This is a genomic window from Streptomyces sp. NPDC002690, assembly GCF_053592415.1.
On the sequence record NZ_JBSFVR010000004.1, the window covers coordinates 23,056 to 36,796 of the forward strand.

The following is a 13,741-nucleotide window of genomic DNA, read 5'->3' on the forward strand; positions in this document are numbered from 1 at the left end:
CCCCCTCGGCGCGGCCTTTCCCACGGGTGGAAGGCGTCCCCCGACCCGCCGCACGGGCCCTGGCCAGGGCCGGAACAGGGGCCCGGAGAAGCCCCCGGACACGCCCCGCCGACCCCCGTCCGGATGGCCCGCTCATCTTCTGTTCGACGCGGAGCCCGTGAACACGTACACTCACCTGTCGTTGGCCTTCACCAGCCGCACCGCAATGACTTCCTGGTCACCGGGGGACATGCGGTAGGTTGGGGAAACCACAAAGGGTCGTAGCTCAATTGGTAGAGCACTGGTCTCCAAAACCAGCGGTTGGGGGTTCAAGTCCCTCCGGCCCTGCTACACACTCCTTCGCCGGGATGTGTGCGCATGTACGTACTTCATTGCACAGCCGTGCGCGGCTCCAACGGGCGCGGCACGGCCACGACCCGGAATCAGGTGAGTAGCGTGACGGACGCCGTGGGCTCCATCGACATGCCTGATGCTGAGGATGAAGCACCCGAGTCCAAGAAGACTCGGAAGGGCGGCAAGCGCGGCAAGAAGGGCCCCTTCGGCCGTCTCGCGCTCTTCTACCGTCAGATCATCGCCGAGCTGCGCAAGGTCGTCTGGCCCACGCGCAAGCAGCTGAGCACGTACACCACCGTGGTGATTGTGTTCGTAGTCGTCATGATTGGTCTCGTTACCGTGATTGACTTCGGATTCCAGCGGGTCATCAAGTACGTCTTCGGCTGATCCCGCGGAGGGCGCCTCACCGGCGCCCCTTTCGCATGTTCCACCCATTTGTATCCAGGAAGAAGCAGCCATCGTGTCTGACCCGAACCTGAACGACGCCGCCGAGTCCGGGACGGACGCCTTCGAGTCCGCCGAGGACCAGCACGACATCGTTGAGGCCTCGGAGTCCGAGTCCTCCGAGTCCTCGGACCAGGTCGAAGCTGCTGACGAGAGCGCCGACGCCGAGCTCGACCAGGACGACTCCGACGAGGAAGACTCCGACGAGGACGACGAGGCGCTCGCCGACGAGTCCGAGGACGACGCCGACGAGGAGTCCGAGGAAGCCGCCGAGCCGGCCGCCCCCGTCGACCCCGTCGCCGCCCTGCGCGAGGAACTCCGCACCCTGCCCGGCGAGTGGTACGTCATCCACACGTACGCCGGGTACGAGAAGCGTGTGAAGGCCAACCTGGAGCAGCGCGCCGTCTCGCTCAACGTCGAGGAGTTCGTCTACCAGGCGGAAGTCCCCGAGGAAGAGATCGTCCAGATCAAGAACGGCGAGCGCAAGAACGTCCGCCAGAACAAGCTGCCGGGTTACGTCCTGGTGCGCATGGACCTGACCAACGAGTCCTGGGGCGTCGTCCGCAACACGCCCGGCGTCACCGGCTTCGTGGGCAACGCCTACGACCCGTATCCGCTGACCCTGGACGAGATCGTGAAGATGCTCGCTCCCGAGGCCGAGGAGAAGGCCGCCCGTGAGGCCGCCGAGGCCGCGGGCAAGCCGGCTCCGGCCCGTCGGGTCGAGGTCCAGGTGCTCGACTTCGAGGTGGGCGACTCGGTCACCGTCACCGACGGTCCGTTCGCGACCCTGCAGGCGACGATCAACGAGATCAACGCCGACTCGAAGAAGGTCAAGGGTCTCGTGGAGATCTTCGGCCGTGAGACCCCGGTCGAGCTCAGCTTCGACCAGATCCAGAAGAACTGACGGCTTTCGCCTCCTTCTGGACGCATGCTTACCGAGCAGGTCAGACAGGCTTCGCAGCCGGTCTGACCTGCTCGGTTTTTGGTCGCGCAGCTATACCCGTTATCGTTGTGCGGTATGCCTCCGTCCGGATGACCGGAATGGCGGCGAAACACTCTCACTAGGACCCGGAGAGAGCAATGCCTCCCAAGAAGAAGAAGATCACGGGGCTTATCAAGCTCCAGATCAACGCCGGTGCGGCCAACCCGGCTCCGCCGGTCGGCCCCGCACTGGGTCAGCACGGCGTCAACATCATGGAGTTCTGCAAGGCCTACAACGCCGCGACCGAGTCGCAGCGTGGCATGGTCGTGCCGGTGGAGATCACGGTCTACGAAGACCGCACCTTCACCTTCATCACCAAGACGCCGCCGGCCGCCAAGCTGATCCTCAAGGCCGCTGGTGTGGACAAGGGCTCCGGCGAGCCGCACAAGACCAAGGTCGCCAAGCTGACGGCCGCCCAGGTCCGCGAGATCGCCACGACCAAGCTTCCCGACCTGAACGCCAACGACCTCGACGCCGCGTCGAAGATCATCGCTGGCACCGCCCGTTCCATGGGCATCACGGTCGAAGGCTGAGTCCAGCCTCCACGGCCTCAAGTGGTAGGACCAGGCGCTGGTCCGCACCACGACTCCACACTCTGAACACACAGGAGCAGCAGTGAAGCGCAGCAAGAACCTCCGCGCTGCGGACGCGAAGATCGACCGGGAGCGTCTCTACGCCCCGCTCGAGGCCGTCCGTCTCGCCAAGGAGACCGCGTCCACCAAGTTCGACGGCACCGTCGAGGTCGCCTTCCGCCTGGGCGTCGACCCTCGCAAGGCCGACCAGATGGTCCGTGGCACCGTGAACCTCCCGCACGGCACCGGCAAGACCGCCCGGGTCCTGGTCTTCGCGACCGGTGACCGTGCTGCGGCCGCGGAAGCCGCGGGCGCCGACATCGTCGGCTCCGACGAGCTCATCGACGAGGTCGCGAAGGGCCGCCTGGACTTCGACGCCGTCGTCGCCACCCCGGACCTCATGGGCAAGGTCGGCCGCCTCGGCCGCGTGCTCGGTCCGCGTGGTCTGATGCCGAACCCGAAGACCGGCACCGTCACCCCCGATGTCGTCAAGGCTGTCAACGACATCAAGGGCGGCAAGATCGAGTTCCGCGTCGACAAGCACTCGAACCTGCACTTCATCATCGGCAAGGTCTCCTTCGACGAGACGAAGCTGGTCGAGAACTACGCCGCCGCGCTGGAGGAGATCCTCCGTCTGAAGCCGTCGGCCGCCAAGGGCCGCTACATCAAGAAGGCCGCACTGGCCACCACGATGGGCCCCGGCATCCCGCTGGACCAGAACCGCACCCGTAACCTCCTCGTCGAGGAGGACCCGGCCGCCGTCTGAGCCCCCGCGCTCACCAGGTAGCCGCGTCACGCGTGTAGATGGGCCCTGCAACCATTTGGTTGCGGGGCCCGTCTTCGTATCCGGGAGCGGCCCGTACGGAAGGGCTCGCACCGATTGCTGTCAGCCCTCTGTGCGAGGGTGGGACGACAGTACGTACGAGGGGTGGGGTTCGGAATGACGAGCAAGACACTGCGGCGCGTGTGCGTGTCGGTCGTGACGGTGACGGCGCTGTCTTCGGTGGCGGCCTGCGGGGGGTCCGACGAGGCGAGCGGCTCTGGCGGCAAGAACGGCGACAAGAGCCCTGCCGCCGCCGCGGTCGCCGTGTCGCCGATCGCCGCGCTCAAGAAGGTGCAGACGAAGGGCGACAGCGTCCACTCCGCCAAGGTGGAGAGCACCATGACCATGGGCACCACCATGTCGATGACGATGTCGGGGGGCATGGACTGGTCGGACGGTATGACCGGGGACGTCAGCATCAAGTACACCGGCGGCACCATGGGCGAGGCCATGGCGAAGATGGGCACCGACGGCACGATGCGGGCGCTGTATCTCAAGGACGCCTACTACGTGAACATGGGCGACGCCTTCGCTTCCGCCCTCGGGGGCAAGCACTGGCTCCGGTACGCCTGGGCCGATCTCGCCGCACTCACCGGTGCGTCCGGCGAGGCGGTGCAGAACCAGATCAAGAACACCACTCCCCAGGAGGGCGTGAAGGCCCTGCTGGCGGCGGGTGACGTGAAGAAGGTCGGCGCGGAGGACGTCCGGGGCGTCGCCACCACGCACTACTCCGGTGTCGTCGACGTGGCCGCGCTCACCGCCAGGAACGGCAACCTCGACGCCGCCCAGCTCCAGGAGCTCAAGGACCAGCTGGAAAAGACCGGCCTGAAGACGGAGACGATCGACGTGTGGGTCGACAAGGACGACCTGCTCGTCAAGAAGACCGAGCGGGGAGACAGCGCCGCCGGCGCGATGAACAGCACTGTCTTCTACAGCGGCTACGGCACGCCGGTGAGCGTCCAGGCGCCCGCCGCCGGGGACACGACGGACTTCAAGGAGATCGCCGGCCAGGCCGCGCAGGCCGCCTCCTGACCCCTGTCCGACCCTTCCCTTGGCCCGTGGGGTGCGGGCCCAAACCTCCCGCACCCCACGGATTCCGGACGGATTTGCCCCGCACGGTCCTGGTCGCGTAGTCTCCTTGAGAAGCCAAAGACCGCTGGTCGTTGGTGTGCCTTCGCAAGAAGGGGCGCCAACCGAAGGTTCCGTACAGACGGACGACCTGCGCAGGTGACTGTGGAACGCTCCCGGATTCGTCCGGTCGAGCCGCGCCCTGGCACTTGTGCTGGGGCGTTTCGTCTTTCCCGGCCCCTTCTGAGCGGTCCTCATCACCCGGAAGGAGGCCGACGCTCATGGCAAGGCCCGACAAGGCTGCCGCGGTAGCCGAGCTCGCGGACCAGTTCCGCAGCTCGAACGCCGCCGTGCTGACCGAGTACCGGGGTCTCACCGTGGCCCAGCTCAAGCAGCTGCGCCGTTCGCTCGGTGAGAACGCCCAGTACGCCGTGGTGAAGAACACGCTGACCAAGATCGCGGCCAACGAGGCCGGGATCGACACGCTGGACGACCTGTTCGCAGGTCCGACGGCGGTTGCCTTCGTCACCGGTGACCCGGTGGAGTCGGCGAAGGGTCTTCGTGACTTCGCCAAGGACAACCCCAACCTCATCATCAAGGGCGGTGTCCTTGACGGTAAGGCGCTGTCCGCCGATGAGTTCAAGAAGCTCGCGGACCTCGAGTCCCGCGAGGTTCTGCTCGCCAAGCTGGCAGGTGCCATGAAGGGCAAGCAGTCTCAGGCTGCCGCACTCTTCCAGGCGCTCCCCTCGAAGTTCGTCCGCACCGCGGAAGCTCTTCGTGCCAAGAAGGAAGAGCAGGGCGGTGCCGGTACGCCGGCGCCCGCCGAGGCTGCCGAGTAATCACTCAGCGGTCCAGCGGGCCCTTCGTACGCCCGCCGACATATACATCCGGCACCTGCCGACTTAGTGGAAGGACGCCATCATGGCGAAGCTGTCCCAGGAAGAGCTGCTCGAGCAGTTCGAGACCCTGACCCTCATCGAGCTCTCCGAGTTCGTCAAGGCGTTCGAGGAGAAGTTCGACGTCACGGCCGCCGCCCCGGTCGCCGTTGCCGCCGCCGGTGGCGCTGCCGCCGTCGAGGCCGTCGAGGAGCAGGACGAGTTCGACGTCATCCTCACGGGTGCCGGCGAGAAGAAGATCCAGGTCATCAAGGTCGTGCGTGAGCTGACCTCCCTCGGCCTGAAGGAGGCCAAGGACCTCGTCGACGGCGCTCCGAAGCCCGTCCTCGAGAAGGTCGCCAAGGAGGCCGCCGAGAAGGCTGCCGAGTCCCTCAAGGGCGCCGGCGCCTCCGTCGAGGTCAAGTGACTTCACGAGTCTTCTGACTCATCAGTGACGCCCCTGCCGTGAGGCGGGGTCCGTCGCGAACGCGAAGGGCGATCACCCGACCGGGTGGTCGCCCTTCGGCGTATCCGAGTCGCCCGCCTTGCTCTTCCGCCGGTGGGTAGTAGGGTGATCATCGCCGTACGCCACCTGAGGGCGCCGGTGAGGACCCAGGAGCCCCGGAGCGGGCTTCAGGGGGCGCGAGCGGGCCGGGGGGCCTTGACGAACCGCACGCGGCGCGCAATTCTCAGGACGCGTCTTCATCTCGATCCTCATCCGAGGCATGGATCGGATACGAAGCGGGAAGTAAAGAAGCGCGCGGCACGAGCCGCGCGAGGGCTGAAAAGGTGTTGAGAACAGCTGTTGACAGCGACGCGGGTCTCTGAGAACCCCGACTGGACATCAGTGTGCCGCTTGGCTACACTGTCCCTTTGCGCTGCCTGTTAGCTGCCTCCTGCCCGTCACCAGGGGCATGCCCACGCTTGAGCATCGATGACAGATTCTCCCTGAACTGGGATTTCCGTCTTCGTGTCGGCATGGGACCGGTACGCGCGTAGTGAGTCCGAGCCCTCGGAAGGACCCCCTCTTGGCCGCCTCGCGCAACGCCTCGACCGCGAATACGAACAACGGTGCCAGCACCGCCCCGCTGCGCATCTCCTTTGCAAAGATCAAGGAGCCCCTCGAGGTTCCGAACCTCCTCGCGCTGCAGACCGAGAGCTTTGACTGGCTCCTCGGTAATGCCGCCTGGAAGGCTCGCGTCGAGGCTGCTCTGGACAGTGGACAAGACGTCCCCACCAAGTCCGGCCTCGAGGAAATCTTCGAAGAGATCTCCCCGATCGAGGACTTCTCCGGGTCGATGTCGCTCACGTTCCGCGACCACCGATTCGAGCCCCCGAAGAACTCGATCGACGAGTGCAAGGAGCGCGACTTCACCTTCGCCGCCCCGCTCTTCGTCACCGCCGAGTTCACCAACAACGAGACCGGCGAGATCAAGTCCCAGACGGTCTTCATGGGCGACTTCCCGCTCATGACCAACAAGGGCACCTTCGTCATCAACGGCACCGAGCGTGTCGTGGTGTCGCAGCTCGTCCGTTCCCCCGGCGTCTACTTCGATTCCTCGATCGACAAGACGTCCGACAAGGACATCTACTCCGCCAAGATCATCCCGTCCCGGGGTGCCTGGCTGGAGATGGAGATCGACAAGCGCGACATGGTCGGTGTCCGCATCGACCGCAAGCGCAAGCAGTCGGTCACCGTCCTCCTCAAGGCTCTCGGCTGGACGACCGAGCAGATCCTGGAGGAGTTCGGCGAGTACGAGTCGATGCGCGCCACCCTGGAGAAGGACCACACCCAGGGCCAGGACGACGCACTGCTCGACATCTACCGCAAGCTGCGCCCGGGTGAGCCGCCGACCCGCGAGGCCGCTCAGACGCTGCTCGAGAACCTCTACTTCAACCCGAAGCGCTACGACCTCGCGAAGGTCGGCCGCTACAAGGTGAACAAGAAGCTCGGCGCCGACGAGCCGCTGGACGCCGGCGTGCTCACCACCGACGACGTCATCGCGACCATCAAGTACCTGGTCAAGCTGCACGCCGGTGAGACCGAGACGGTCGGCGAGTCCGGACGTTCGATCGTCGTCGAGACCGACGACATCGACCACTTCGGCAACCGCCGCCTGCGCAACGTCGGCGAGCTGATCCAGAACCAGGTCCGCACGGGTCTCGCCCGTATGGAGCGCGTCGTGCGTGAGCGCATGACGACCCAGGACGTCGAGGCGATCACGCCGCAGACCCTGATCAACATCCGGCCGGTCGTCGCCTCCATCAAGGAGTTCTTCGGCACCAGCCAGCTGTCGCAGTTCATGGACCAGAACAACCCGCTGTCGGGTCTCACCCACAAGCGCCGCCTGTCGGCTCTTGGCCCGGGTGGTCTCTCCCGTGAGCGGGCCGGCTTCGAGGTCCGAGACGTGCACCCGTCCCACTACGGACGCATGTGCCCGATCGAGACCCCTGAAGGCCCGAACATCGGTCTGATCGGTTCGCTCGCCTCGTACGGCCGCGTCAACGCGTTCGGCTTCATCGAGACGCCGTACCGCAAGGTCACCGACGGCCAGGTCACCGACGAGGTCGACTACATCACGGCCGACGAGGAGGACCGCTACGTCATCGCCCAGGCGAACGCGACCCTCTCCGACGAGCTGCGCTTCACCGAGCCCCGCGTCCTGGTCCGCCGCCGCGGCGGTGAGGTCGACTACGTGCCGCCGGCCGAGGTCGACTACATGGACGTCTCGCCGCGCCAGATGGTGTCCGTCGCCACCGCGATGATCCCCTTCCTGGAGCACGACGACGCCAACCGTGCCCTCATGGGCGCGAACATGATGCGTCAGGCCGTCCCGCTCATCAAGAGCGAGGCGCCCCTCGTCGGCACCGGCATGGAGTACCGCTGCGCCACCGACGCCGGTGACGTGCTGAAGGCCGAGAAGGACGGTGTGGTCCAGGAGGTCTCCGCGGACTACATCACCGTCACGAACGACGACGGCACGTACACCACGTACCGCATCGCCAAGTTCATGCGCTCCAACCAGGGCACCTCGGTCAACCAGAAGGTCGTCGTGTCCGAGGGAGACCGGGTCGTCGCCGACCAGGTGCTCGCCGACGGTCCGGCCACCGAGAACGGTGAGATGGCCCTGGGCAAGAACCTGCTCGTGGCGTTCATGCCGTGGGAGGGTCACAACTACGAGGACGCGATCATCCTGTCGCAGCGCCTCGTGCAGGACGACGTCCTCTCCTCGATCCACATCGAGGAGCACGAGGTCGACGCCCGTGACACCAAGCTCGGCCCGGAGGAGATCACCCGGGACATCCCGAACGTCTCCGAAGAGGTCCTCGCCGACCTCGACGAGCGCGGCATCATCCGTATCGGTGCCGAGGTCGTCGCCGGTGACATCCTCGTCGGCAAGGTCACGCCCAAGGGCGAGACCGAGCTGACCCCCGAGGAGCGCCTGCTCCGCGCGATCTTCGGTGAGAAGGCGCGCGAAGTGCGCGACACCTCGCTGAAGGTGCCGCACGGTGAGATCGGCAAGGTCATCGGCGTCCGCGTCTTCGACCGCGAAGAGGGCGACGAGCTGCCGCCGGGCGTGAACCAGCTGGTCCGCGTCTACGTCGCGCAGAAGCGCAAGATCACCGATGGTGACAAGCTCGCCGGCCGTCACGGCAACAAGGGCGTCATCTCGAAGATCCTGCCGATCGAGGACATGCCGTTCCTGGAGGACGGCACCCCGGTCGACATCATCCTCAACCCGCTGGGTGTCCCGTCCCGAATGAACCCGGGACAGGTCCTGGAGATCCACCTCGGCTGGCTCGCCAGCCGCGGCTGGGACGTCTCCGGCCTCGGTGACGAGTGGGCCAAGCGGCTCCAGGCCATCGGTGCCGACCAGGTCGCCCCCGGCACCAACGTCGCCACGCCCGTCTTCGACGGTGCGCGCGAGGACGAGATCTCCGGCCTGTTCAACGCCACGATCCCGAACCGCGACGGCGCCCGCCTGGTGCAGCCCACCGGAAAGGCCAACCTGTTCGACGGCCGTTCCGGAGAGCCGTTCCCGGAGCCGGTCTCGGTCGGTTACATGTACATCCTCAAGCTGCACCACCTGGTCGACGACAAGCTCCACGCTCGTTCGACCGGCCCGTACTCCATGATCACCCAGCAGCCGCTCGGTGGTAAGGCTCAGTTCGGTGGTCAGCGCTTCGGAGAGATGGAGGTGTGGGCGCTCGAGGCTTATGGCGCCGCTTACGCCCTCCAGGAGCTGCTGACGATCAAGTCCGACGACGTGACCGGCCGCGTGAAGGTCTACGAGGCCATCGTCAAGGGCGAGAACATCCCTGAGCCGGGCATCCCTGAGTCCTTCAAGGTGCTCATCAAGGAAATGCAGTCGCTCTGCCTCAACGTGGAGGTGCTGTCCTCGGACGGCATGTCCATCGAGATGCGCGACACGGACGAGGACGTCTTCCGCGCGGCGGAGGAACTCGGTATCGACCTGTCCCGGCGCGAGCCGAGCAGCGTCGAAGAGGTCTGACGGGTAGGCCGGCCGGATCCCCGTGATCCGGCCGGCCCTCCCGGGACCCGTTCAGACCATTGCTGAAGTGCCCCATCTTTTCGCTTGACGGCGAGGGGCTCGAACCCCCGAAAGAGGGATTGACGACAAGTGCTCGACGTCAACTTCTTCGACGAGCTGCGGATCGGCCTTGCCACCGCGGACGACATCCGGACCTGGTCCCACGGCGAAGTGAAGAAGCCGGAGACCATCAACTACCGCACGCTCAAGCCCGAAAAGGACGGACTCTTCTGCGAGAAGATCTTCGGTCCGACCCGGGACTGGGAGTGCTACTGCGGCAAGTACAAGCGTGTCCGCTTCAAGGGCATCATCTGTGAGCGCTGTGGCGTCGAGGTCACGCGCGCCAAGGTGCGCCGCGAGCGCATGGGCCACATCGAGCTTGCCGCTCCCGTCACCCACATCTGGTACTTCAAGGGCGTCCCGTCGCGCCTCGGATACCTGCTGGACCTCGCGCCGAAGGACCTCGAAAAGGTCATCTACTTCGCCGCGTACATGATCACGTTCGTCGACGAGGAGCGCCGCACGCGCGACCTCCCGTCGCTGGAGGCCCACGTCTCCGTCGAGCGTCAGCAGGTCGAGAACCGTCGCGACTCCGACCTGGAGAACCGCGCCAAGAAGCTCGAGACCGACCTGGGCGAGCTGGAGGCCGAGGGCGCCAAGGCCGACGTGCGCCGCAAGGTGCGCGAAGGTGCCGAGCGCGAGATGAAGCAGCTGCGCGACCGTGCGCAGCGCGAGATCGACCGTCTCGACGAGGTGTGGAGCCGCTTCAAGAACCTCAAGGTCCAGGACCTCGAGGGCGACGAGCTGCTCTACCGCGAGCTGCGTGACCGCTTCGGCACGTACTTCGACGGCTGCATGGGCGCCGCCGCGCTGCAGAAGCGCCTGGAGTCCTTCGACCTCGACGAGGAGGCCGAGCGCCTCCGCGAGATCATCCGTTCCGGCAAGGGCCAGAAGAAGACCCGTGCGCTCAAGCGCCTCAAGGTCGTCTCCGCGTTCCTGCAGACCAGCAACAAGCCCAAGGGCATGGTGCTCGACTGCGTGCCGGTCATCCCGCCGGACCTGCGTCCGATGGTGCAGCTGGACGGTGGCCGCTTCGCGACCTCCGACCTGAACGACCTGTACCGCCGCGTGATCAACCGCAACAACCGCCTGAAGCGCCTTCTCGACCTCGGTGCCCCCGAGATCATCGTGAACAACGAGAAGCGCATGCTCCAGGAGGCCGTCGACGCGCTGTTCGACAACGGCCGTCGTGGTCGCCCGGTCACGGGCCCCGGCAACCGTCCGCTGAAGTCCCTGAGCGACATGCTCAAGGGCAAGCAGGGCCGTTTCCGTCAGAACCTCCTCGGCAAGCGTGTGGACTACTCCGCGCGTTCCGTGATCGTCGTCGGCCCGCAGCTCAAGCTGCACCAGTGCGGTCTGCCGAAGGCCATGGCCCTGGAGCTCTTCAAGCCGTTCGTGATGAAGCGCCTGGTGGACCTGAACCACGCGCAGAACATCAAGTCGGCGAAGCGCATGGTCGAGCGTGGCCGCACCGTCGTGTACGACGTCCTCGAAGAGGTCATCGCCGAACACCCGGTGCTGCTGAACCGTGCACCCACCCTGCACCGCCTCGGCATCCAGGCCTTCGAGCCCCAGCTGGTCGAGGGCAAGGCCATCCAGATCCACCCGCTCGTCTGCACCGCGTTCAACGCGGACTTCGACGGTGACCAGATGGCCGTGCACCTGCCGCTCTCCGCGGAGGCGCAGGCCGAGGCCCGCATCCTGATGCTGTCCTCGAACAACATCCTGAAGCCGGCCGACGGTCGCCCCGTCACCATGCCGACCCAGGACATGGTGCTGGGTCTCTTCTTCCTCACCACGGACGAAGAGGGCCGCAACGTCAAGGGCACGGACCGCGCGTTCGGCTCCACGGCCGAGGCCACCATGGCCTTCGACGCCCGCGAGCTGTCGCTGCAGGCGAAGGTCGACATCCGCTTCCCGGTGGGCACCATCCCGCCGCGTGGCTGGGTGCCGCCGGTCGCCGAAGAGGGCGAGCCCGAGTACCAGCCGGGCGACACCTTCCGTCTGCGTACGAGCCTGGGCCGCGCGCTCTTCAACGAGCTGCTGCCCGAGGACTACCCGTTCGTCGACTACTCGGTGGGCAAGAAGCAGCTCTCCGAGATCGTCAACGACCTGGCCGAGCGCTACCCCAAGGTCATCGTGGCGGCGACGCTCGACAACCTGAAGGCGGCCGGTTTTCACTGGGCGACCCGCTCCGGTGTGACCGTCGCGGTCTCCGACATCGTCGTTCCCGAGGCCAAGAAGGCCATCGTGCGCGGCTACGAGGAGCAGGACGAGAAGGTCCAGAAGCAGTACGAGCGTGGTCTGATCACCAAGGACGAGCGCACGCAGGAGCTCATCGCGATCTGGACCAAGGCGACCAACGAGGTTGCCGAGGCGATGAACGCGAACTTCCCCAAGGTGAACCCCATCTTCATGATGGTTGACTCGGGTGCCCGAGGAAACATGATGCAGATGCGTCAGATCGCCGGTATGCGTGGTCTGGTGTCGAACGCCAAGAACGAGACGATTCCGCGTCCCATCAAGGCGTCGTTCCGTGAGGGCCTCACCGTCCTCGAGTACTTCATCTCCACGCACGGTGCCCGTAAGGGTCTGGCCGACACCGCGCTGCGTACCGCCGACTCGGGTTACCTGACCCGTCGTCTGGTGGACGTCTCGCAGGACGTGATCATCCGCGAAGAGGACTGTGGCACCGACCGCGGCCTCAAGCTGAAGATCGCCGTCAAGGGCGAGGACGGTGTCCTGCGCAAGACGGACGACGTCGAGACCTCGGTGTACGCCCGCATGCTGGCCGAGGACGTCGTCATCGACGGCAAGGTCATCGCGCCGGCCAACGTGGACCTCGGTGACGTGCTCATCGACGCCCTCGTCAACGCGGGTGTCGAGGAGGTCAAGACGCGTTCCGTCCTGACCTGTGAGTCCGCGGTCGGCACCTGTGCCTTCTGCTACGGACGCTCGCTCGCCACCGGCAAGCTGGTCGACATCGGTGAGGCGGTCGGCATCATCGCCGCCCAGTCCATCGGTGAGCCCGGTACCCAGCTGACGATGCGTACCTTCCACACCGGTGGTGTGGCCGGTGACGACATCACGCAGGGTCTGCCCCGTGTCGTCGAGCTCTTCGAGGCTCGTACGCCGAAGGGTGTCGCTCCGATCTCCGAGGCCGCAGGCCGCATCCGGATCGAAGAGACCGAGAAGACCAAGAAGATCATCGTCACGCCGGACGACGGCAGCGAAGAGACTCCCTTCCCGATCTCCAAGCGCTCCAAGGTGCTCGTCCGCGAGGGCGACCACGTGGAGGTCGGCCAGAAGCTGACCTTCGGTGCGACCAACCCGCACGACGTGCTGCGCATCCTCGGCCAGCGTGCGGTCCAGGTCCACCTGGTCGGCGAAGTCCAGAAGGTCTACAACTCGCAGGGTGTGTCGATCCACGACAAGCACATCGAGATCATCATCCGGCAGATGCTCCGCCGCGTGACGATCATCGAGTCCGGCGACGCGGAGCTCCTGCCGGGCGAGCTCGTCGAGCGCTCGAAGTTCGAGACCGAGAACCGTCGTGTGGTCACCGAGGGCGGACACCCCGCCTCCGGCCGTCCGCAGCTGATGGGTATCACCAAGGCCTCGCTGGCCACCGAGTCGTGGCTGTCGGCGGCGTCCTTCCAGGAGACGACCAGGGTTCTGACCGACGCGGCGATCAACGCCAAGTCGGACTCCCTGATCGGCCTCAAGGAGAACGTCATCATCGGTAAGCTCATCCCGGCCGGTACGGGCCTCGCCCGCTACCGCAACATCCGGGTCGAGCCGACCGAGGAAGCCAAGGCCGCGATGTACTCGGCCGTCGGCTACGACGACATCGACTACTCGCCGTTCGGCACCGGCTCCGGCCAGGCCGTTCCGCTGGAGGACTACGACTACGGTCCGTACAACCAGTAAGCGAGTCGCTTGATCGGTCCGCAGGGCGGTCACCCCGGAAGGGGTGGCCGCCCTGCGGCGTTGTGCGGGGGATTTTCGTGAGTGGCCCGCATCAGGTTTTC

At 66.1% G+C, this 13,741-nt stretch carries 9 protein-coding genes and 1 tRNA gene; all 10 read left to right on the forward strand.

Annotated features, from left to right (window positions below):
- The first annotated feature begins 254 nt into the window (after positions 1 to 254).
- The 10 genes from ACWD3D_RS01110 to ACWD3D_RS01155 all read left to right on the forward strand — a co-directional run bounded on the left by ACWD3D_RS01110 (position 255) and on the right by ACWD3D_RS01155 (position 13,640).
- Positions 255 to 327: transfer RNA gene (locus tag ACWD3D_RS01110), tRNA-Trp, on the forward strand.
- A gap of 108 nt (positions 328 to 435) precedes the next feature.
- Positions 436 to 720 (forward strand): preprotein translocase subunit SecE, encoded by a 285-nt coding sequence (gene secE / locus ACWD3D_RS01115; protein WP_266705301.1) that lies wholly within the window; start codon positions 436 to 438, stop codon positions 718 to 720.
- Positions 721 to 793: 73 nt separating this feature from the next.
- Positions 794 to 1,681, forward strand: a complete 888-nt coding sequence (gene nusG / locus ACWD3D_RS01120; protein WP_451458824.1) for a transcription termination/antitermination protein NusG — start codon at positions 794 to 796, stop codon at positions 1,679 to 1,681.
- Positions 1,682 to 1,857: 176 nt separating this feature from the next.
- On the forward strand, positions 1,858 to 2,292 hold the full coding sequence (rplK, locus tag ACWD3D_RS01125) for a 50S ribosomal protein L11 (RefSeq protein WP_451458825.1): 435 nt from the start codon (positions 1,858 to 1,860) through the stop codon (positions 2,290 to 2,292).
- Between the two features lie 82 nt (positions 2,293 to 2,374).
- Positions 2,375 to 3,097, forward strand: coding sequence for a 50S ribosomal protein L1 (gene rplA, locus ACWD3D_RS01130; protein WP_451458826.1), 723 nt, complete (start codon positions 2,375 to 2,377; stop codon positions 3,095 to 3,097).
- Positions 3,098 to 3,271: 174 nt separating this feature from the next.
- Positions 3,272 to 4,186 (forward strand): hypothetical protein, encoded by a 915-nt coding sequence (locus ACWD3D_RS01135; protein WP_451458827.1) that lies wholly within the window; start codon positions 3,272 to 3,274, stop codon positions 4,184 to 4,186.
- Between the two features lie 317 nt (positions 4,187 to 4,503).
- Positions 4,504 to 5,061: a 50S ribosomal protein L10 gene (gene rplJ, locus ACWD3D_RS01140; RefSeq protein WP_266705293.1), complete on the forward strand. Its 558-nt coding sequence runs from the start codon at positions 4,504 to 4,506 to the stop codon at positions 5,059 to 5,061.
- Between the two features lie 82 nt (positions 5,062 to 5,143).
- On the forward strand, positions 5,144 to 5,524 hold the full coding sequence (gene rplL / locus ACWD3D_RS01145; RefSeq protein ID WP_266705291.1) for a 50S ribosomal protein L7/L12: 381 nt from the start codon (positions 5,144 to 5,146) through the stop codon (positions 5,522 to 5,524).
- Between the two features lie 601 nt (positions 5,525 to 6,125).
- Positions 6,126 to 9,611 (forward strand): DNA-directed RNA polymerase subunit beta, encoded by a 3,486-nt coding sequence (gene rpoB, locus ACWD3D_RS01150; protein WP_451458828.1) that lies wholly within the window; start codon positions 6,126 to 6,128, stop codon positions 9,609 to 9,611.
- 129 nt (positions 9,612 to 9,740) lie between these two features.
- A complete protein-coding gene (locus tag ACWD3D_RS01155; protein WP_275493793.1) occupies positions 9,741 to 13,640 on the forward strand; it encodes a DNA-directed RNA polymerase subunit beta' in 3,900 nt (1,299 codons plus the stop codon).
- Positions 13,641 to 13,741 lie beyond the last annotated feature (101 nt).

Bases quoted from the DNA above. Each gene is read 5' to 3' on its own strand.
- ACWD3D_RS01135 (WP_451458827.1), top strand. From the start codon at position 3,272: ATGACGAGCAAGACACTGCGGCGCGTGTGCGTGTCGGTCGTGACGGTG.
- rplL (WP_266705291.1), top strand. From the start codon at position 5,144: ATGGCGAAGCTGTCCCAGGAAGAGCTGCTCGAGCAGTTCGAGACCCTG.
- rplJ (WP_266705293.1), top strand. From the start codon at position 4,504: ATGGCAAGGCCCGACAAGGCTGCCGCGGTAGCCGAGCTCGCGGACCAG.
- rplK (WP_451458825.1), top strand. From the start codon at position 1,858: ATGCCTCCCAAGAAGAAGAAGATCACGGGGCTTATCAAGCTCCAGATC.